General features: G+C 64.8%; 19 protein-coding genes. 9 read left to right on the top strand and 10 right to left on the bottom strand.

What is annotated here, in order from left to right; genetic code table 11:
• The gene (gene rfaE2 / locus GTP90_RS05415) at positions 1 to 483 is read right to left on the bottom strand and encodes a D-glycero-beta-D-manno-heptose 1-phosphate adenylyltransferase (protein WP_161082533.1); all 483 of its coding nucleotides are present in this window, start codon (positions 481 to 483) and stop codon (positions 1 to 3) included.
• A gap of 12 nt (positions 484 to 495) precedes the next feature.
• Complete coding sequence (locus GTP90_RS05410; protein ID WP_161082532.1) at positions 496 to 1,680, bottom strand: PilT/PilU family type 4a pilus ATPase; 1,185 nt, start codon at positions 1,678 to 1,680, stop codon at positions 496 to 498.
• A gap of 109 nt (positions 1,681 to 1,789) precedes the next feature.
• Here GTP90_RS05410 and GTP90_RS05405 point away from each other — a divergent pair, with 109 nt between their 5' ends.
• The 3 genes from GTP90_RS05405 to GTP90_RS05395 all read left to right on the top strand — a co-directional run bounded on the left by GTP90_RS05405 (position 1,790) and on the right by GTP90_RS05395 (position 4,072).
• Positions 1,790 to 2,725 carry a hydrogen peroxide-inducible genes activator gene (locus GTP90_RS05405; RefSeq protein ID WP_161082531.1) on the top strand — a complete coding sequence of 312 codons (936 nt, stop codon included), beginning with the start codon at positions 1,790 to 1,792 and terminating at the stop codon, positions 2,723 to 2,725.
• 57 nt (positions 2,726 to 2,782) lie between these two features.
• Positions 2,783 to 3,637 carry a 4-hydroxybenzoate octaprenyltransferase gene (ubiA, locus tag GTP90_RS05400; RefSeq protein WP_161082530.1) on the top strand — a complete coding sequence of 285 codons (855 nt, stop codon included), beginning with the start codon at positions 2,783 to 2,785 and terminating at the stop codon, positions 3,635 to 3,637.
• Positions 3,638 to 3,724: 87 nt separating this feature from the next.
• Positions 3,725 to 4,072: an ElaB/YgaM/YqjD family protein gene (locus GTP90_RS05395; protein WP_161082529.1), complete on the top strand. Its 348-nt coding sequence runs from the start codon at positions 3,725 to 3,727 to the stop codon at positions 4,070 to 4,072.
• Positions 4,073 to 4,327: 255 nt separating this feature from the next.
• On the opposite strand, the gene prfH is transcribed toward GTP90_RS05395, so the two are convergent.
• The 3 genes from prfH to GTP90_RS05380 all read right to left on the bottom strand — a co-directional run bounded on the left by prfH (position 4,328) and on the right by GTP90_RS05380 (position 6,702).
• Entirely contained in the window at positions 4,328 to 4,954 is a 627-nt protein-coding gene (gene prfH, locus GTP90_RS05390; protein ID WP_161082528.1) for a peptide chain release factor H, read from the bottom strand.
• Positions 4,954 to 6,147, bottom strand: a complete 1,194-nt coding sequence (locus GTP90_RS05385) for an RNA ligase RtcB family protein (protein WP_161082527.1) — start codon at positions 6,145 to 6,147, stop codon at positions 4,954 to 4,956. Before GTP90_RS05385 ends, prfH begins: the two co-directional genes overlap by 1 nt.
• A 255-nt stretch (positions 6,148 to 6,402) precedes the next feature.
• Positions 6,403 to 6,702, bottom strand: a complete 300-nt coding sequence (locus tag GTP90_RS05380) for a high-potential iron-sulfur protein (protein ID WP_161082526.1) — start codon at positions 6,700 to 6,702, stop codon at positions 6,403 to 6,405.
• Positions 6,703 to 6,845: 143 nt separating this feature from the next.
• Between GTP90_RS05380 and GTP90_RS05375 the strand changes: the two genes are divergently transcribed.
• Together GTP90_RS05375 and GTP90_RS05370 are read left to right on the top strand one after the other, a co-directional pair.
• Complete coding sequence (locus GTP90_RS05375; RefSeq protein ID WP_161082525.1) at positions 6,846 to 8,105, top strand: parallel beta-helix domain-containing protein; 1,260 nt, start codon at positions 6,846 to 6,848, stop codon at positions 8,103 to 8,105.
• Positions 8,102 to 9,235 (top strand): SO2930 family diheme c-type cytochrome, encoded by a 1,134-nt coding sequence (locus tag GTP90_RS05370; RefSeq protein ID WP_161082524.1) that lies wholly within the window; start codon positions 8,102 to 8,104, stop codon positions 9,233 to 9,235. Before GTP90_RS05375 ends, GTP90_RS05370 begins: the two co-directional genes overlap by 4 nt.
• A gap of 54 nt (positions 9,236 to 9,289) precedes the next feature.
• Here GTP90_RS05370 and proC read toward each other — a convergent pair whose 3' ends face one another.
• Together proC and GTP90_RS05360 are read right to left on the bottom strand one after the other, a co-directional pair.
• Positions 9,290 to 10,114: a pyrroline-5-carboxylate reductase gene (gene proC / locus GTP90_RS05365; RefSeq protein ID WP_161082523.1), complete on the bottom strand. Its 825-nt coding sequence runs from the start codon at positions 10,112 to 10,114 to the stop codon at positions 9,290 to 9,292.
• 2 nt (positions 10,115 to 10,116) lie between these two features.
• The gene (locus GTP90_RS05360; RefSeq protein ID WP_161082522.1) at positions 10,117 to 10,821 is read right to left on the bottom strand and encodes a YggS family pyridoxal phosphate-dependent enzyme; all 705 of its coding nucleotides are present in this window, start codon (positions 10,819 to 10,821) and stop codon (positions 10,117 to 10,119) included.
• 80 nt (positions 10,822 to 10,901) lie between these two features.
• Between GTP90_RS05360 and GTP90_RS05355 the strand changes: the two genes are divergently transcribed.
• The 4 genes from GTP90_RS05355 (at position 10,902) to GTP90_RS05340 (ending at position 16,466) form a co-directional block, all read left to right on the top strand.
• Positions 10,902 to 11,945 (top strand): type IV pilus twitching motility protein PilT, encoded by a 1,044-nt coding sequence (locus GTP90_RS05355; RefSeq protein WP_161082521.1) that lies wholly within the window; start codon positions 10,902 to 10,904, stop codon positions 11,943 to 11,945.
• Between the two features lie 205 nt (positions 11,946 to 12,150).
• Positions 12,151 to 13,287, top strand: coding sequence for a PilT/PilU family type 4a pilus ATPase (locus GTP90_RS05350; protein ID WP_161082520.1), 1,137 nt, complete (start codon positions 12,151 to 12,153; stop codon positions 13,285 to 13,287).
• Positions 13,288 to 13,302: 15 nt separating this feature from the next.
• Positions 13,303 to 13,788, top strand: coding sequence for a glutathione peroxidase (locus GTP90_RS05345; protein ID WP_161082519.1), 486 nt, complete (start codon positions 13,303 to 13,305; stop codon positions 13,786 to 13,788).
• Between the two features lie 167 nt (positions 13,789 to 13,955).
• The gene (locus GTP90_RS05340) at positions 13,956 to 16,466 is read left to right on the top strand and encodes an EAL domain-containing protein (RefSeq protein ID WP_161082518.1); all 2,511 of its coding nucleotides are present in this window, start codon (positions 13,956 to 13,958) and stop codon (positions 16,464 to 16,466) included.
• Here the strand turns inward: GTP90_RS05340 and glcF are convergent.
• Genes glcF through GTP90_RS05325 form a run of 3 tightly spaced genes read right to left on the bottom strand, consistent with a single transcriptional unit; the run spans position 16,449 to position 20,264 of the window.
• Complete coding sequence (gene glcF / locus GTP90_RS05335) at positions 16,449 to 17,672, bottom strand: glycolate oxidase subunit GlcF (protein ID WP_161082517.1); 1,224 nt, start codon at positions 17,670 to 17,672, stop codon at positions 16,449 to 16,451. The genes GTP90_RS05340 and glcF overlap by 18 nt on opposite strands.
• Positions 17,673 to 17,680: 8 nt before the next feature.
• Entirely contained in the window at positions 17,681 to 18,754 is a 1,074-nt protein-coding gene (glcE, locus tag GTP90_RS05330; RefSeq protein WP_161082516.1) for a glycolate oxidase subunit GlcE, read from the bottom strand.
• Positions 18,755 to 18,764: 10 nt separating this feature from the next.
• Entirely contained in the window at positions 18,765 to 20,264 is a 1,500-nt protein-coding gene (locus tag GTP90_RS05325; RefSeq protein ID WP_161082515.1) for an FAD-linked oxidase C-terminal domain-containing protein, read from the bottom strand.
• Between the last annotated feature and the right edge of the window lie 52 nt (positions 20,265 to 20,316).

Below are 20,316 nucleotides of genomic sequence, written 5' to 3'. Positions count from 1 at the left end.
TCACGGACGCTGGGCGCGCACCTTGGTCAGCAGCTTGGTGGTCGAGCGGTCGTGCTCGAAATCGATGGCGATGGCCCGGCCGCCGTAGGCCAGCACGGCTTGGCCTTCGGGGATGGCGTCCATCTGGTAGTCGCCGCCCTTGGCGTAGATTTCCGGCCGCGCCTGCTGCACCACTTCCAGCGCGGTGTCCTCGTCGAAGTCCACCACCAGGCTCACAGATTCCAGCGCGGCCAGCACCGCCATGCGGTCGGCGCAGTTGTTGAGCGGACGGTCGTCGCCCTTGCCCAGCCGCTTGACGGAGGCGTCGGTGTTGGCGGCCACCACCAGCGAGGCGCCCAGCGCCCGCGCCTGCGCCAGGTAGGTGACGTGGCCGCGGTGCAGGATGTCGAACACGCCGTTGGTCAGCACCACCGGCTTGGGCAGCGCGGCCACGCGCGCGGCCAGTTGTTCACGGGTGCAGATCTTGGATTCAAATTGAGGCATGGAGTTCTTCGGTTATTTGGGTTCTTCGTTTTCCGGCTCGTCGTCGATCTGCATGCTGAGCGTATCGGCGGTGGCCGGACTGTTGTCGCCAGGTTCCTTGCGGTCGCCGCGCAGCTTGATCTGCAGGCGCAAGCCGTTGGCCGAGTCGGCGTTGCGGATCGCCTCTTCGTAGGCGATGTAGCCCCTATTATAAAGTTCGTACAGCGCCTGGTCGAACGTGCACATGCCGAGCTCGCGCGATTTGTGCATGATTTCCTTGATCGCCTGGAAGTTCCCCTTGAAGATCATCTCGGCGATGGTCGGCGTGTTGAGCAGGATTTCAATCGCCGCCTTGCGGCCCTTGCCGTCCTCGGTGCGCACCAGCCGCTGCGAGACGATGGCGCGCAGGTTGGACGACAAATCCATCAGCAGCTGGTTGCGCCGCTCCTCCGGGAAGAAGTTGATGATGCGGTCCATGGTCTGGTTGGAGTTGTTCGCGTGCAGCGTGCCCAGGCACAGGTGGCCGGTCTCGGCAAACGCGATCGCGTGCTCCATGGTCTCGGTGTCGCGGATCTCGCCGATCAGGATCACGTCCGGCGCCTGGCGCAGCGTGTTCTTCAGCGCGTTGTGCCACGACAGCGTGTCCACGCCCACCTCGCGGTGCGTGATCAGGCAGCCCTTGTTCTTGTGGACGTACTCGACCGGGTCCTCCACCGTGATGATGTGGCCGGCCGAGTTGGCGTTGCGGTAGTCGATCATCGCCGCCAGCGTGGTCGACTTGCCGGAGCCGGTGCCGCCCACCACCAGCACCAGCCCGCGCTTGGTCATGATGACTTCCTTCAGCACCTCGGGCAGGTCCAGCTTCTCGAAGTTCGGGATTTCCGAGGCGATGGTGCGGATCACCATCGCCACGTTCTGCTGCTGCACGAAGACGTTGACGCGGAAGCGGCACACCTCCGGCAGCGAGATGGCGAAGTTGCATTCCAGCTCGGCCTCGAACTCGCGCTTCTGCTTTTCGTTCATGATCGACAGCGCCAGCGCGCGGGTCACGCTGCCGGTGAGCTTCTGCTGGCTCAGGGGCTTCATCGCGCCCTGCGACTTCATGCTCGGCGGGAAATCGGCGGAAATGAACAGGTCCGACCCGCCGGTATGGTGCATCACCTTCAGCAACTTGTGCAGATAGGCTTGCGCTTCTTCTGGACCAAATGTGGAGGACATGCTTGCCTTTCGATGGATGACGCCAACATACGCTGCATTATATCGACACCATTCGCTACAATACGGGTTAATTATTGCATCCCAGCATTGCCTGTGTTCAAATACATTCATGACACTGACCGAACTGAAATATATCGTCGCCGTTGCACGAGCGAAACACTTCGGACATGCGGCCGAAGCCTGTTACGTCGCCCAGCCGACGCTTTCGGTCGCCATCAAGAAACTGGAAGATGAGCTGGGCGTGGTGCTGTTCGAACGGGGCGGCGCCGAGATTTCCGTCACCCCGCTGGGCGCGCAGATCGTCGCCCAGGCCGAGCGCGTGCTGGAGCAGACCGCCGCCATCAAGGAACTCGCCAAGCAGAACAAGGACCCGCTGGCCGGCCCGCTGCGCCTGGGCGTGATCTACACCATCGGCCCCTACCTGCTGCCGCCGCTGGTCAAGGGCATGATCGACAAAGTCCCGCAGATGCCGCTGATCCTGCAGGAAAACTTCACCGTGCGCCTGATCGAGATGCTGCGCCAGGGCGAGCTGGACGCCGCCATCATGGCGCTGCCGCTGCCCGAGCACGGCATGGCCATGCAGGCGCTGTACGACGAGCCCTTCGTGGTGGCGATGCCGTCCCAGCACGCGTGGACCAAGCGCCGCACCATCCCGGCCGACGACCTGAAGACCGAAAACATGCTGTTGCTGGGGAACGGACACTGTTTCCGCGACCAGGTGCTGGAAGTGTGTCCCGAAATGGCGCGCTTTTCCGCGCCGGGCAATGGCATGCAGCGCACCTTCGAAGGCTCGTCGCTGGAGACCATCCGCCACATGGTGGCCAGCGGCATCGGCCTGACCGTGCTGCCGCGCGCCTCGGTGCCGGACATGGATGCCAAGGAAGGCATGCTGCAATTCCGCCCGTTCGACGCGCCGGTGCCGTCGCGCCGGGTGGTGATCGTGTGGCGTAAAAGCTTCACCCGCAAGGCCGCCATCGACGCCGTGTGCGAAGTCGTAGCCGCCTGCAACCTGCCCGGCATCACCACCCTCTGCGCCGGCGATTGAGCCAGCCGCGCCAGGATTTGCGATAATCCTGATCTTTCCCTTCAAGCGACACTACCCATGAACAAGCTGGAGTTGTATTTTCGCCTGGTCAGGCTGGACAAACCCATCGGCACGCTGCTGTTGCTGTGGCCGACCTTGTGCGCACTGTGGCTGGCGTCCAACGGCAAGCCCAGCCTGACGCTGGTGCTGATCTTCTCGCTCGGCACGCTACTGATGCGCTCGGCCGGCTGCGCGATGAACGACTACGCCGACCAGGACATCGACAAATTCGTCAAGCGCACGGCGCAGCGGCCCATCACCAGCGGCCGCATCAGCGGCAAGGAAGCGCTGGCGATCGCCGGCACGCTGTCGCTGCTGTCGTTCTGCCTGATCCTGCCGCTGAACGCGTTGACCAAGCAGCTGTCGGTGGCGGCCGTCATCATCGCCGGCACCTACCCCTACTTCAAGCGCTTCTTCGCGATCCCGCAAGCCTACCTGGGCATCGCCTTCGGCTTCGGCATTCCGATGGCGTTTGCCGCGATCCAGAACACGGTGCCGATGGTGGCCTGGGTGCTCTTGCTCGGCAACGTGTTCTGGGCCGTGGCCTACGACACCGAATACGCCATGGTCGACCGCGACGACGACCTGAAGATCGGCATCAAGACCTCGGCCATCACCTTCGGCCGCTACGACGTGGCGGCGGTGATGCTGTGCTACGCCGTGCATCTGGGCCTGCTGCTGGCCTGCGGCTGGCAGCTGGGCATGGGCGTGTGGTTCGCCGGCGGCGTGGCGGTGGCGGCGGGCATCGCCTGCTATCACTACACGCTGATCCGCGGGCGCGAGCGCGATCCCTGCTTCTACGCCTTCCGCCACAACAACTGGCTGGGCGCGGCGGTGTTCGCGGGCGTGGCGCTGGACTACGCGTTGCGCTAGCCCACTCGATTGAGGCAGCGCAAAGCGCCGGCGCGGGTGCTGCCTACAATGGCTATCCTCTTTCAACCGACATCCGATGAGGTCACCATGGATCAGATTCAACAGAATGGCAAAGACGTCGCCGACAACCAGGCCGCCAGCGCCGCCGCGCGCGACAGGCTGATGAACGAATTGAAGCACGCCATCGGCGAGGCCGAGGACTGGCTCAAGGACGCCGCCAAGGACCCCACGCCCGCCTCGGAAAACCGCGCCCGTTTCGACGACACGCTGCGCACCGCCAGGACCGACCTGCGCAAGCTGGAGGACAGCCTGATCGCCCGCAGCCGCGGCGCGGCCGCATCGGCCAACGTCTACGTGCGCGACAATCCGTGGAAATCGGTGGGCCTCGGCGCGGCGCTTGGCGTGGTGGTAGGACTACTGGTCGCCCGCAAATAGCCAGCGATTGCGCTAGAATTTGCAGGTGCCCGCCGGGAGCAGTCATCCAAACAAACATCGTTATCGCGACGACAAATTGATGCGGCTCGGGTTACAAGTCCCAGGTGTGAAAAACGAGCAGCAGGCGATAGAGCTCGGCCTTCATAATCAAGAACAGCTTCGCCTACAACGCGGCAAACTGAACTGGGACGGCGATCTTGACGCCATGAGACTTGATCGTGATCCTGGTTAATGCTAGCGACACCCATCCGCACCCTATTGAGGCAAACGCTCGACGAAGCGCGGCCCGACAAATACCCGCCGGGCATTGCCGCGTTCCGCCTGCTTGTGCTGCATGTGGCGCTCGGTGCGAACGCTGCTTTCCGCCTCCTCCGCCAGCCTGGCCAGCTTCAGCGCCAGCAACTGCGCGGCGAGCTTCTTGTTCGCATGCTGGCTCCGCTCCGATTGCACTTTCACAGATAGTCCCGTCGCCACGTGCGTCGCGCGGATTGCACTGTCGGTCTTGTTGACATGCTGTCCCCCTGGTCCTGACGCGCGCGTCGCTTCATAACGGATCTCGCCATTCCCAAGCGACGCTGCCGGCGGCGTCAGCTCGGCCCCCATCAGGAACCAGTTCTTCCGCTTGTGTTGCTGGCGGTAGGGACTGTCGCAAGTCCAGAGTATGCTTCCGCTCCAGCGTCGCGCCGCGTCCTCCGCTGCCTCGCCTTCCAGCTGCAACAAGACAGAACGCAACGTGCCGTTAACCGGTCCGTCGACCTCTTCAACAAGTGTGACGCTGACGCCGGACGCGGCAGCTTCCTCCATCAACCGTGCCAGTGCCTTTTTCACGCCAAGACAACATTCAGCTGGGCCAGTGTTGGCCGTGAGTTGTAGCCAGATCATCAGCAGCACTCCCCGCGTGTTTTATAGGTTAATACAGGCTTGCTGCGATACACCACGCGTGCCAGACCCGCGCCGACCAAACTGCCAAGGACGCTCTCGACATTTTTGTATGCCTGCGGCGCCTCCTCATAGATCAAGGCCCGGTCATTACAAATCACGCGGCCGCCCAGTGACGTCCGGCTCAACTGCGATGGTGTCGCTAGCCTCACCAGACGGTCTTTGCAATCCGTACGCTGCCACTTGCGGCCAGCGCCATGCGCCAGGGAATGCAGACTTAACGCTCCGTTATCTGTGAGCGGCTCGATCAAGTAACTGTAGTCGTCGCGCGAGCCGGGCAGCATGACCAGTCCCAGATCGCTGGGCGTGGCGCCCTTGCGGTGCAGCCAGCCGTCACAGTCGTCGATATGGGCCGGCGTGACGGTGTTGTGGTTGACATCGAGTACCCGTTCACCGTCGCAGCGCAAGCGCTGGAGCACACGGGCCGCGATCACTGCGCGGTTGACTTCGGCAAACTGCACGGCAGCGCTGTGCTGCCGCAAGTAAGCTTGGGCCGCCTCCCCGCCAGCGGCCAGTCCGTCATGACCGTATTTCTCAACATGATCGGCCAGTATCGCCTGTCCCAATCCGCGCGAACCACTATGCACCAGCAGTTGCAGGCATTTGGGCGCCAGCGCGGTCCGAGACAGAGTCTCGCTGCACTCTATCCGGTCTACCACCTGAAGCTCAGCAAAATGGTTGCCGCGACCTATCGTGCCCAGGGAACGCAGGCAGGCCGCCTCCAAGCCCGCCAGCCGCAACGCGGCGCTCAGCGCCTCAACCTTCGCCGCCAGCGCTGGATCGAAACGTTCAAGTGACGCCCATTCGCCGTCATCGACAACGTCATCGAGGTTACCGATTTGCTTGTCCATCTTGTCGAGTTTTGCTTTGCCGGCCAAGAGGTCGGTCTGCCAAAGCGCCATGCCGCAGCCGATGTCATTGCCAACCAGCGCAGGATAGAAATGACCGGTACTGAAGAAGGCGGCTCCGACCGGATAGCCGCGTCCGGGATGGAGATCGGGCAGGCCGACGACACGCCGCATGCCCGGCAAGTTGGCCGTGGTTTTTGCCTGCTGTATTGCTGCGTCTTCAAGCCAGAGGCGATCGGACGCGATGATCGACACGCGATCAGAAAGATGCTGAATAAAATTGCCCATGATGGAGCCAATCCTGAAAAAGATAAGTGGATTGGGCGTGGCCTTACACCAGCGGACGAGCGCCGATCATAGTGCGGGAGACTTGCGGAAGGCGGACAGAATGCCGCTTGAATTAATCCTGGAAGTAACCAGCCAGACCCAAGGAGTGAGCGGTAGTGTTCAGGTTTTGCATCGCGAACTCCTTTCAGAAAATTGGGTTGACTTACGTTAGGTCACAGATCGTAGTCGAAATCCTATATGCCGACAAGCATTTTCTCAGCCGAACGAAGTACACCAGCCGCCGGCCGCCACCAGCTTGCCGGGGAAGATGGCGCAGCCGCCCATGTTGTTCGGGCCGTCTTCGTAGATCTGGCACTTGCCGCAGCGGTCGCCCGGTTTGAAGTCGGGGAATTTGTGCCCGTCTACCTTGGCCGCGTCAATCACATAGTTGAACTCCTTGGCCAGCGGCTCGTCCTCCTTGAGCGGCACGCGATCCTCGGCCCAGGCCATGCAGCCCAGCGTAGCAGCGGCCAGCCCGGCACAGGAGTTCAAAATAAATACCCGGCGATTCGTCATCTTTTTTCCTTTCCGTCGCTGTCGCGCCACATGGTACGAACCAGGCCATGATACGCGCTTGCGGCCCAAAACATGCTGCTATACTCAATGTTGCCAAGCACTCTACATCTGACAAGTTCTAACAAATAGAATGAGGGGACGACATGTACAAGGCCATACGCGCAGTTGCTCTTTGCGGTACGATCAGCGCCCTGCTGGGTGCTTGCGGCAAGACCGAGGCGCCCGTCTCGGCGGAACAAGCCGGCGCCGACGCGGCGTTCCAGAAGAAGCTGCAGGAGCAGCTGCTCGACGCCAAACCCGGCAGCGTGGTCGAGATCCCGGCCGGCACCTATCATCTCACTAGCGGCCTGACCCTGCGCGGCAACGGCGTGACGGTGCGCGGCGCCGGCATGGACAAGACCATCCTCTCGTTCAAGGGCCAGGTCACCGGGCCGGAGGGCATGCTGGTCTACGCCAGCAACTTCACCATCGAGGGCCTGACCATCGAGGACTCCAAGGGCGACGGCCTGAAGATCAACGACGGCGACAACATCACCATCCGCAAGGTCAAAGTGCAGTGGACCGGCGGCTCCAAGGTCACCAACGGCGCCTACGGCATCTACCCGGTCAAGACCCGCAACGTGCTGATCGAGGACAGCGTGGCCATCGCCGCCTCCGACGCCGGCATCTACGTCGGCCAGTCCAACGGCGTGGTGGTGCGCCGCTCGCGCGCCGAGCAGAACGTGGCCGGCATCGAGATCGAGAACACCATCAACGCCGACGTGTACGACAACGTCGCCACCAACAACACCGGCGGCATCCTGGTGTTCAACATGCCCAACCTGTCGCAGCCGGGACACAGCACCCGCGTGTACAAGAACAAGGTCGACAAGAACAACCTCGGTAACTTCGCCGCGCGCGGCACGGCCGTGGCCAGCGTGCCGGCTGGTTCCGGCATCGTCATCAACTCCAATTCCAAGGTGGAGATATTCGACAACGACGTCACCGACAACCAGACCGCCAACGTCATCATCTCCAGCTACCACTCCACCGGCTACTACACCGAGAAGGGCGTGGCCGCCGGCTACGACCCGTATCCCAAGGCGATCTACGTGTACGGCAACCGCTTCAAGGGCGGCGGCGATTCGCCCGACGGCCTCGATCTGAAGGCGCTGAAGATCGCCATGTACGGCATCAGCGGGCACCTGCCCGACGTGCTGTGGGACGGCTACGTCGACACCAAGCTGCTGGTCAAGGGCGTACTGCCGGCCGAGCAGCGCATCTGCATCCAGGACGGCGTGGACGTGCTGAACGCCGACGGTCCGAACAAATACAAGAACCCCAGCAAGGACACGGCGCCGTTCCGCTGCGAGCTGGCCAAGCTGCCACCGGTGACGATCACCCAACTCTCCGCGCAGTCATGATGGCGAGACTGAGCGCAGCGGCGTGCGCGCTGATGCTCGCGGCATGCACGCAGACCCAGGTTCCGGTGAGCTTCATCACCGAAGGCAATCCGGCCAAGTTGAGCGACTGGCACCTGATGGCCGTCTCCGGCGGGCGCCTGAACCTGAACACCGGTGTGGTGCCGTATGACCTGAACACGCCGCTGTTTACCGACTACGCGCAGAAGCTGCGCACCGTGTGGATGCCGAAGGGCCAGAGCGCCGTCTACAACCCCGACACCACCTTCGAGTTCCCGGTCGGGACCATCATCAGCAAGACCTTCTACTATCCGAAGGCGGACGGTCCCGCCAAGGCGGTGCTGGCCACCTACGACACCAGCAAGACCGGCGGCGACAAGCTCGATCTGGCCAACGTGCGCCTGGTCGAAACGCGGCTGCTGGTGCGTCGCGCCGACGGCTGGATCGCCCTGCCCTACGTATGGAACGCCGAGCAGACCGAGGCCGTGCTGTCGCGCACCGGCGACCAGGTGCCGCTGGAGGTGGTGCACGAGGACCGCACCCGCAAGCCGCTGACCTATGTGGTGCCGAACGTGAACCAGTGCGCATCCTGCCACGTGGCCGATGTGAAGTCGCGCCAGTTCCAACCCATCGGCCCGAAGGCGCGGCATATGAACCGCAACTACAGCTACGACGGCGTGACCGTCAACCAGCTCGATTACCTGGCGCGCATCGGTTACCTGAGCGGCGTGCCGGCCAATGCGGCGACGGCCGCGCCGCACAACGCCAACTGGCGCGACCAGGGCCAGACGCTGGACGCGCGCGCCCGCGCCTACCTGGACATCAACTGCGCCCACTGCCACAACGACAAGGGCGCGGCCAACACCACGGCGCTGCATTTGAACATCGGCGCGCCGGCGGATCTGCATCTGGGATTGTGCAAGCCGCCGGTGGCGGCGGGCGCCGGCACCGGCGGCCATGGCTACGGCATCGCGCCGGGCAAGCCGGATGAATCGATCATGGTCTACCGGCTCAGCTCCGACCAGACCGGCATCATGATGCCGGAACTGGGGCGCGGCTCGGTGCACAAGGAGGGCGTGGAATTGATACGCGCGTGGATCGCGGCGATGAAGCAAGGCTGCGACGGCGCCTAGCTGATGGCGCGAGCGGCAGCCTGCCCGCCACCCGCGAAGATGCCGCCATTCGTTTTAGCTGGAGGAACCCAGCTCGTCGCCCATTTCCTTGCCGCGCTGCTGGGCCGCCTTCATCGCCTGGATGATCGCGCCCTTCACGCCGCTGGCCTCCATGCTGGTCAGCGCCGCGTAAGTGGTGCCGCCCTTCGACGTCACCCGTTCGCGCAGCAGCGACACCGGCTCGGTCGACTGCACCGCCAGCTGCGAGGCGCCGGCAAAGGTGGCCAGCGCCAGCTGCCTGCCCTGTTCCGCGCTCAGGCCCATGTCCTGCGCGGCCTGCTGCATCGCTTCGATGAAGTAGAACACATAGGCCGGGCCGCTGCCCGACACCGCCGTCACCGCGTCGATCTGCGACTCGTCGTCCAGCCACACGGTCGGGCCGACAGCGCGCAGGATATCGTCCGCCGCCTGCTTCTGCTGCGCGCTCACGCCGGTGGTGCACGCCATGCCGGTGATGCCCATGCCGATCAGCGCCGGTGTGTTGGGCATGCAGCGCACGATGGCGCCGTAGCCACCCAGCCAGCGCGACAAATCCTCGATGCGGATGCCGGCCGCGATCGAGACGATCAGCGGCTGTTTCGTTTTGTCGATCAGCGGCAGCAACTGCGCCGCCACTTCGCGCATGCTTTGCGGTTTGACCGCCAGCACAATCACGTCCGCCGAGGACACCGCGGCATCGGCGCCGCTGGCCGTGGTCACACCGAACTGCTGCTGCAGGCGGGCCAGCGCTTCCGCGTTCGGATCGGCCACGTGGATGTTGGCGCCAGCGGTCAGTTTATTGGCCAGTCCCGCGATCAGGGCGGAGGCCATGTTGCCGCCGCCGATAAATGCTATTTTCATCGTCAAACCTTGTTGTAGTTTCGTGAACCAAAAATGGCGCTGCCGATGCGCACGATGGTCGCGCCTTCGGCGATGGCGGCGCGCAGGTCGGCCGACATGCCCATCGACAGCGTGTCGAGCGCCAGGCCCTCGGCGCGCAACTGCTCGTACAGCACGCGCAGCTGGGCGAACGCCGCCCGCTGCTGCGCAAAGTCTTCGACCGGCTCGGGGATCGCCATCAGGCCGCGCAAGGTGAGATTGGGCAGCGCCGCGACCTTGTGGGCCAGCGCCGCCAGTTCCGCCGGGGCCACGCCGCTCTTGCTGGCTTCCCCGCTGATATTCACCTGCAAACAGATTTGCAGCGGCGCCATGCCTGCCGGCCGCTGCTCGGACAGCCGCTGCGCGATCTTCTCGCGCTCGACCGTGTGCACCCAATCGAAATTCTCTGCGATGGGGCGCGTCTTGTTGCTCTGGATCGGACCGATGAAATGCCACTCCAGCGCGGGCGCACCGGCCGCCTTCAGCGCCGCGATCTTGTCGAGCGACTCCTGCAGGTAATTCTCGCCGAAGGCGCGCTGGCCGGCCTCTACCGCCTCCAGCACCGCGTCCGGCCCGAAGGTCTTGGAGACGGCCAGCAACTGCACCGATTGCGGCGCACGGCCAACATCTTGGGCTGCGGCAACGATTGTCGAGGTGACTGCTTGCAAGTTCTGGGGGATCAGGGACATAATCATCGAGTAAAAATCGTTAAAAACAGGGGCAGGCGCCGCAGCGGGCACCTCACCAACGTCAGGCACAGGGATTATAAATGGACATCTCCGAACTTCTCGCATTCTCCGTCAAGAACAAGGCTTCGGACCTGCACCTGTCGGCCGGCCTGCCGCCAATGATACGGGTGCACGGCGATGTGCGGCGCATCAACCTGCCGCCGCTGGAGCACAAGGATGTGCACGGCATGATCTATGACATCATGAACGACGGCCAGCGCAAGGCTTATGAGGAGATGCTTGAATGCGACTTCTCGTTCGCCATTCCCGGCCTGGCGCGCTTCCGCGTCAACGCCTACAACCAGGAACGCGGGGCCTCGGCGGTGCTGCGGACGATTCCGTCCAAGATCCTCAGCCTGGAAGACCTGAACGCGCCGAAAATTTTTGCCGAGTTCGCGCTCAAGCCGCGCGGGCTGGTGCTGGTGACGGGGCCGACCGGCTCCGGCAAGTCGACCACGCTGGCGGCGATGGTCAACCACCTCAACGAAAACGAATACGGCCACATCCTGACGATCGAGGATCCGATCGAGTTCGTGCACGAATCAAAGAAATGCCTGATCAACCAGCGCGAGGTGGGGCCGCACACGCTGTCGTTCAACAACGCGCTGCGTTCAGCGCTGCGGGAGGATCCGGACGCCATCCTGGTCGGCGAGCTGCGCGACCTGGAGACCATCCGGCTGGCGCTGTCGGCGGCCGAGACCGGGCACCTGGTGTTCGGCACGCTGCACACCTCGTCGGCCGCCAAGACCATCGACCGCATAGTCGACGTGTTCCCGGCCGATGAGAAGGAGATGGTGCGGGCGATGTTGTCCGAATCCTTGCAGGCGGTGATCTCGCAGACGCTGCTCAAGACCAAGGACGGCGCCGGCCGGGTGGCGGCGCACGAGATCATGGTGGCGACGCCGGCGATCCGCAACCTGATCCGCGAAGCCAAGATCGCGCAGATGTACTCGGCGATCCAGACCGGCAGCAACGTCGGCATGCAGACCCTGGACCAGAACCTGACGGACCTGGTACGGCGCAACGTCATCAGCGCCGCCACCGCCCGCAACGCCGCCAAGACGCCGGACAACTTCCCCGGCTAAAAAAATGGGGTCAAGTCTGACATTCGGACACGGGCTCAACCCTAATAATGGGGTCAAGTCTGGCATTCGGACACGAGCTCAACCGTAGGGCGGCGCCTACGGTTGGGCTCGTGTCCGAATGCCAGACTTGACCCCAAGCCCAAGGCAGAGGCTGTGTCCGAATGCCAGACTTGACCCCAAAGTTGTTAACGAAAAAGGACACATCATGGAACGCGACCAGGCATCCAAATTCATGTTCGACCTGCTGCGGCTGATGACCAGCAAGAAGGGTTCGGACCTGTTTATTACCGCCGGCTTTCCGCCCGCGATCAAGATCGATGGCAAGATGACGCCGGTATCGTCGCAGGTGCTGACTTCGGCCCACACCATGGACCTGGCCCGCTCCATCATGAACGACAAGCAGACCGCCTCCTTCGAACTGACCAAGGAAGCCAACTTCGCCATCAGCCCCGGCGATCTCGGCCGCTTCCGGGTGTCGGCGTTTGTACAGATGAGCTCGGTCGGCATGGTGCTGCGGACCATCACCAGCGAGATCCCCAAGCTCGAGGACCTCGGCCTGCCCGAGGTGCTCAAGGACGTGGTGATGTCCAAGCGCGGCCTGGTGATCATGGTCGGCGCCACCGGCTCGGGCAAGTCGACCACGCTGGCCGCCATGGTCGGCTACCGCAACGAGAACAGCTACGGCCACATCATCACCATCGAGGATCCGGTCGAGTACGTCCACCCGCACAAGAACTGCATCATGACCCAGCGCGAGGTCGGCGTCGACACCGACGACTGGGCGGTGGCGCTGAAGAACACGCTGCGCCAGGCGCCGGACGTGATCCAGATCGGCGAGATCCGCGACCGCGAAACCATGGACCACGCGATCGCCTTCGCCGAGACCGGCCACCTGTGCCTGGCCACGCTGCACGCCAACAGCGCCAACCAGGCGCTCGACCGCATCATCAACTTCTTCCCCGAGGAACGGCGCCAGCAGTTGCTGATGGACTTGTCGCTGAACCTGAAGGGCATGATCTCGCAGCGCCTGATCCCGCGCAAGGAATCCAAGGGCCGTGCGGTGGCCATCGAGATCATGCTCAACTCGCCGCTGATCTCCGACCTGATCTTCAAGGGCGAAGTGCACGAGATCAAGGAGCTGATGAAGAAGTCGCGCGAGCTGGGCATGCAGACCTTCGACCAGTCGCTGTTCGACCTGCACGAGGCCGACATCATCAGCTACGAGGACGCGCTGCGCAACGCCGACTCCGTCAACGACCTGCGCCTGGCCATCAAGCTCGAAGGCAAGGCCGCCAAGAACCGCGACCTGTCGGCCGGCACCGAGCACCTGGGCCTCATCTAAAACCAAAGGAACACTTTGAACACACTCTACGACATCACCGCCGACAGCCTGTCCGGCGCCGCCGTCAAACTGGACCAGTACAAGGGCCAGGTCCTGCTGATCGTCAACACCGCCAGCAAGTGCGGCTTCACGCCGCAGTACCAGGGCCTGGAGGCGATCTACCAGCAGTTCAAGGACCAGGGCGCGGTGGTGCTGGGCTTCCCCTGCAACCAGTTCGGCGCGCAGGAGCCGGGCCAGGCCGACGAGATCGGCGCCTTCTGCCAAAAGAACTACGGCGTCACCTTCCCGCTGTTCGCCAAGATCGACGTCAACGGCAACAACGCCCATCCGCTGTTCACTAAACTGAAAAAGGACGCCCCCGGCATCCTCGGTACCGAGGCCATCAAATGGAACTTCACTAAGTTCCTGATCCGCAAGGACGGCAGTGTCTACAAGCGTTACGCGCCCGCCACCAAGCCCGAGGAGCTGGCCGCCGACATCGCTAAACTGCTGGCGGAATAAGACACTCCGCTGCGGCAGGACATGAAAAAGTGTAACAAGAGTGAAAACGTTTTCCAAAAAACGTGCTTTCGGTTAACTTTTCGGTAATAATGGCCGCTGGTCATTTCCAAGAATCGAATCCGTCGCCTATGTCGTTGTTTGGAAAACTACTGTCGCGCTGGATGCGGATGGGGACTTACTCCCGCTTGTTCGTCCCTATCTTCCTCATCATCGCCGTCGTGGTGGGCTTGCGATATACCTTGTTGTTCCAGTCCGAAACCGCTTACGCCAACGCCCGCTACCAGAAGGACGCCGGCGAACTGGGCGTCTACTTGCACAAGGCGCTGCTGCCAGCCCTGACCGCGCCGGACCGCGCCGCCCTCGACAACACCCTGGCCGGCGCCCTGCTGCTGGAGGCCGACCTGGTCGCGGCGCGGCTGGACTACGCCGGCGGCCACCTGGAAGCGCTGCGCAGCGCGGCGCCGCCGCCGGAATACCCGGACTGGTTCCGCAACCTCGACGGCCTGCAGCCGATCAACCGCACCGTCTACATCGGCAACGCCAGCCTGGTGCTGGCCTTCGAGCCGACGCTGCCGCTGGCCCAGGTGTGGCGCACGCTGCACCAGCAGGCCACGATCTCGCTGGTGAACATCTCCATCATCTACGCGCTGCTGGGCATCATCATCTTCGCCAACCAGCGCATGCTGCAGCGGGTGACCGAGACCACCACCCGCTTCCAGAACGGCGACCACGGCGTGCGCCTGCCGGTGCGCGGCACGCCCGAGGCACGCATGCTGGCCGTGACCTTCAACAACATGGCGCAACGCGTGCAGGCGCTGGTGCACAAGCTGCAGCAAAGCCAGCACAAACTGAGCGAGCAGCTGGCGCAGACGCTGGAGGCGCAGGCGCTGCTGCAGGTGGAGAAGGAACGCATCGAAGTCACGCTGGCCTCGATCGGCGACGCCGTCATCACCACCGATTTGAACGGCAAGATCGCCACCGTCAACGACGTCGCCGAACAGCTCACCGGCTGGTCCGAGGCATGCGCGCGCGGCATGGAGCTGCACCAGGTGTTCGTGTTGGCGAATAACTTCGGCCAGCACTCGCTGCTCAAGGCGATGGCGCAGATCTACGCCGGCGGCAACGTGGTCAAGGTCGGCAACCAGAGCCTGCGCAACCGCCTCGGCGAAATCGTCACCGTCGAATACACCGCCAACGCGATCCGCTCCGGCCGCAACGCGGTGCAGGGCTCGGTGCTGGTGTTCCGCGACGTGACCGAGCGCCGCCAGCTGATGCAGCAGATCTCCTGGCAGAGCAACCACGACATCCTGACCGGCCTGCCCAACCGCGCGGCGCTGGCCAGCCGCTTCGAGCAGGAGGTGGCGCGCGCCCGCGAAGAAGGCTACCTGCTGGCCGTGTGCCTGTTCGACCTCGATCACTTCCAGCACGTGAACCAGACCATGGGCCAGCACGTCGGCGACGAGATCCTCAAGCAGGCCGCCAGCCGCCTGCACGATTTCGCCGGCCAGCGCCACTACGCGGCGCGCCTGGGCGGCGACGAATTCGTGCTGCTGCTGCCGGAGATGAACGGCCGCGCCGCCATCGAGCAGGCGCTGGACCGCCTGATGACGGCGCTGTCGCGCGACTACGTGTGCGCGGGCAAGGCGGTCGGCATGTCGGCCAGCGCCGGCGTGGCGGTCTACACCGGCAACGAGATCAGCGCCGACAGCCTGCTGCGTCACGCCGACCAGGCGCTGTACCAGGCCAAGATCATGGGCCGCCACCGCTATCACTTCTTCGACGCCGACCTGGACGAACAGGTACGCACCCACCACAACCGCCGCACCGAGGTGCGCGCCGCGCTGCGCGCCGGCGAGCTGCGGCTCTACTACCAGCCCAAGCTGGACATGCGCAAGGGCCGCATCGTCGGCATGGAGGCGCTGCTGCGCTGGGCGCATCCGCTGCGCGGCGTGGTCGGGCCGATGGACTTCCTGCCCATCGTCGAACACAGCGACGTGATCGTCGACATCGGCGAGTGGGTGCTGCGCGAGGCCTTGCGCCAGCTGCAGTTCTGGCGCGCCTTCGACGCGCGCTGGGTCATCAGCGTCAACATCGCGGCGCGCCACTTCCAGCGCACCGATTTCGTCGCCCGCCTGAAGGGCATCCTGGCCGAGTTCCCGGACGTGCCGCCGCACATGCTGGAGCTGGAGATACTGGAGTCGTCGGCGCTGAGCGACATCGCCCACGTGCGCAGCATCATGCTCGATTGCCAGGCGCTGGGCATCAGCTTCGCGCTGGACGATTTCGGCACCGGCTATTCGTCGATGTCCTATCTGAAGCGGCTGCCGGCGGACATGCTGAAGATCGACCAGAGCTTCGTGCGCAACATGCTGGTCGACCGCGATGACCTGCACCTGGTGAGCGCCGTCATCGGCCTGGCCAAGTCCTTCGGCCTGGGCGTGATCGCCGAGGGCGTGGAGACCATCGAACACGGGGCCATGCTGATGCGCCTGGGCTGCGACCTGGTGCAGGGCTACGGCATCGCCCGGCCAATGCCGGCGGACGACGTGCTGCCATGGGTCGCCAGCTTCAACACGGCGAGCGTGTGGCAGGCGGCCGCGCAGCTGCCGCCCATCCTCAACCTGCACGGCGAGCCGGTCAACGGCGCGGCGCAGATGCCGCTATTTATTCAGGGCTGAGTCGATCAGTTCAATCCAGTGCTTGACCGGCGTGTCGGTGCCCGATTGCAGGTGCGCGGTGCAGCCGACGTTGGCCGAGACGATGTTGGTGGCGCCGGTGTCGGCCAGGTTGGCCAGCTTGCGGTCGCGCAGCTGCAGCGACAATTCCGGCTGCAGCAGCGAGTAGGTGCCCGCCGAGCCGCAGCACAGATGGCTGTCCGCGCACAGCACCACGTCGACGCCGACCGCGCGCAGCACGCCCTCCACCTTGCCGCGTATCTGCTGGCCGTGCTGCAGCGTGCATGGCGGGTGATAGGCGACGCGCTCCCCGATGCTGGCGCGGCGCGCCAGCTCTTCCTCGAATTGCGGCATCACCTCGCTCAGGTCGCGCGTGAGCTCAGCGATGCGCTGCGCCCTCCCCGCGTAGGCGCTGTCGTGCGCCAGCAGGTGGCCGTACTCCTTGACCGTGGCGCCGCAGCCGGACGCCGTCATCACAATGGCCTCCACCGCGCCGTCCTGCACGTAAGGCCACCAGGCGTCGACGTTGCGGCGCATGTCGTCCAGCGCCGCTTCCTGGTCGTTGAGGTGGTGGCGCAGCGCGCCGCAGCAGCCGGCCTTGGGAGCGACGATCAGCTGCACGCCCAGCGCGTCGAGCACGCGCGCGGTGGCGGCATTGATGTTGGGCGCCATCGCCGGCTGCGTGCAGCCTTCCAGCACCAGCATCTTGCGCGCGTGCTGGCGCGACGGCCACACGCCGGGGTTTTGCATTGCCGGGATCTTGTCCTGCATCGCGGGCGAGAGCAGCGGCCGGAATATCTGCCCCGCGCGCAGCGCCGTCTTGAACAGCGCCTTGCGCGGCAAGCCTTCCTTCAACACCAGCCGTTTCATGCGCTCGGCGAACGGGCGCTGCACGCGCTCCTCCACCACCTTGCGGCCGATGTCGATCAGGCGGCCGTACTTGACGCCGGACGGACAGGTGGTTTCGCAATTGCGGCAGGTCAGGCAGCGGTCCAGGTGGGTCTGGGTCTTGGCTGTCACCGGCGCACCTTCCAGCACTTGCTTGATCAGGTAGATGCGGCCGCGCGGGCCATCCAGCTCATCGCCCAGCAGCTGGTAGGTGGGACAGGTGGCGGTGCAGAAGCCGCAGTGGACGCAGGCGCGCAGGATGGCGTCGGCCTCTTCGCCTTCGCGGGTGTGCTTGATGAAATCGGCGAGATTGGTTTGCATGGGGTTCGCTAGTACATGCGGCCGGGATTGAAGATCCCCGCCGGATCGAAGGACTGCTTGAGCCGTTCGTGGATCTTCGCCACGGCCGGCGCCAAAGGATGGAACACGCCGACGCTCTTGTCGCCGCCGCGGAACAGCGTGGCGTGGCCGCCGGCCGCCGCCACCGTGCGGCGGATACTGGCCGCTTGCTCCGCGTCGGTGGACTCCACCTTGAGCCAGCGCTGCGCCCCGCCCCACTCGATCAGCTGTTCGCCGCGCAGGATGATGGCGCTGGCCGCCGGCGGCACCGACAGCCGCCACAAGGCGCCGCCGTTGAAATGGCTGTGCGTCTGGTCGCGCAGCGAGGTCCAGAACGCCGCGTCGTCCGGCAGCGGCGCGCCGCCCAGTTTGCGCTGCGCCGCTTCCACCGCCGCCTCGGCGCCGGACAGCCGCAGCGTCAGCACGCCCTGGTGCCAGCAGCTGGCCGATATCGGCAATGGCTGTCCGGCCCATTCGTTCAGGTGGCGCAGCGCGTCGATCTCGCTCATCTCGAAGCGCAGGCTGGCCTCGCGCAGCGGCACCGGCAGCACCTTGAGCGACACCTCCAGTATCAGTCCCAGCGTGCCGAGCGAACCAGCCAGCAGGCGCGAGACATCGTAGCCCGCCACGTTCTTCATCACCTGGCCGCCGAAGCGCAGCGCCTCGCCGTGGCCGTCCATCAGCACCGCGCCGAGCACGAAATCGCGCACCGCGCCGGCGCTGGCCCTGCGCGGGCCGGACAAGGCGCTGGCCACCACGCCGCCGATGGTCGACGCGGCGCCGTGGCGCGGTGGCTCGAACGCCAGCATCTGATGGTGCTGGGCCAGCAGCGCCTCGATCTCCGCCAGCGGCGTGCCGCAGCGGGCGGTGATCACCAATTCGGTCGGTTCGTAGGAGACCACGCCGGAGTAGGCGCGCGTGTCGAGCACCTCGCCGTCCAGCGACTGGCCATACCAGTCCTTGGTGCCGCCGCCGCGCAGGCGCAGCGGCGTGCCTGCGTCCGTGGCGACGCGTATGCGTTCGCTGAACTGCGCGGCGATATGGGAATACGATACGTTCGTCATGTCGCTCCGTTCAAAAACGCGGCAGATGGGAGAACGGCAGCATGCCGCCGCTGACGCGCATCTTGCCGAATTCGGCGCAGCGGTTCAGCGTGGGAATGGCCTTGTCGGGATTGAGCAGGCCGGCCGGATCGAAGGCGCGCTTGACCGAGAAGAAGGCATCCAGCTCCGCCGGCGCGAACTGCGCGCACATCGAATTGATCTTCTCGATGCCGACGCCATGCTCGCCGGTGATGGTGCCGCCCACTTCCACGCACAGCGCCAGGATCTCGGCGCCGAAGGCTTCGGCGCGCTCGAATTCGTCGGGGATGTTGGCGTTGAACAGGATCAGCGGATGCAGGTTGCCGTCGCCGGCGTGGAACACGTTGGCGCAGCGCAGGCCGTACTTAACCTCCATCTGCGCGATCCCCTCCAGCACCTGGCCCAGGCGCTTGCGCGGGATGGTGCCGTCCATGCAGTAGTAGTCCGGCGAGATGCGGCCCGCCGCAGGGAAGGCGTTCTTGCGGCCGGACCAGAACTTCAACCGCTCCGCCTCCGACTGCGACACCGCGATGGCGCTGGCGCCGGCCGTGTTCAGCACCGCCGACATGCGCGCGATTTCCTCCTCCACTTCCTCGACGGTGCCGTCGGCCTCGCACAGCAGGATGGCGGCGGCCTCGGTATCGTAGCCCGCCTTGACGAAAGGTTCGACCATGCGCGACGAGGTCTGGTCCATCATCTCCAGCCCGGCCGGGATGATGCCGGCCGCGATCAGCGCCGCCACCGCATGGCAGCCCGCCGTCACTTCGTTGAACGAGGCCATGATCACGCGCGCGGTGGCCGGCTTGGGCACCAGCTTGACCGTCACCTCGGTGACGATGCCCAGCATGCCCTCGGAGCCGATGAACACCGACAGCAGGTCCAGGCCCGGCGCGTCGAGCGACTCGCCGCCCAGTTCCACCACGTCGCCGTCCATGGTCACCATGCGCACGCGCAGCACGTTGTGCACCGTCAGGCCGTATTTGAGGCAGTGCACGCCGCCGGAGTTCTCGGCCACGTTGCCGCCGATGGTGCAGGCGATCTGCGACGACGGATCGGGCGCGTAGTACAGGCCATGCTGCGCCGCCGCCTCCGAGATCGCCAGGTTGCGCACGCCCGGCTGCACCACGGCGGTCCGCGAGTAGGCGTCCATGCGCACGATACGGTTCAGGCGCGCGGTCGACAGCACCACGCCGTCGGCGATCGGCATCGCCCCGCCGGACAGGCCGGTGCCGGCGCCGCGCGGCACGATGGGCACGTTCAGCTCACGGCACACCCGCAGCACGGCGGCGACCTGCTCCTCGCTGTCGGGCAGCACGACAATCATCGGCAGCTGGCGGTAGGCGGCCAGGCCGTCGCATTCATAGGGCCGGGTGTCTTCCGGCTCGGACATGACGGCGCGGGCCGGCAACGCCTGCTGCAAGGCTGCGGCGACCTGTGCGCGGCGGGCGGCGATATCGGCCGGTGTGGATGACGTGGATGTGGCAGTGTTCATGGAGCGGGCACCTGGAAGCACATGGTTATGCATCGATTGTAAGCACAAACGC

Origin of the sequence: Duganella vulcania (genome assembly GCF_009857655.1) — a bacterium.
Lineage (GTDB): Bacteria > Pseudomonadota > Gammaproteobacteria > Burkholderiales > Burkholderiaceae_D > Rugamonas > Rugamonas vulcania.
The sequence above is the reverse complement of the archived record's forward strand: the minus strand, read 5'-3'. Positions and strand labels throughout refer to the sequence as shown.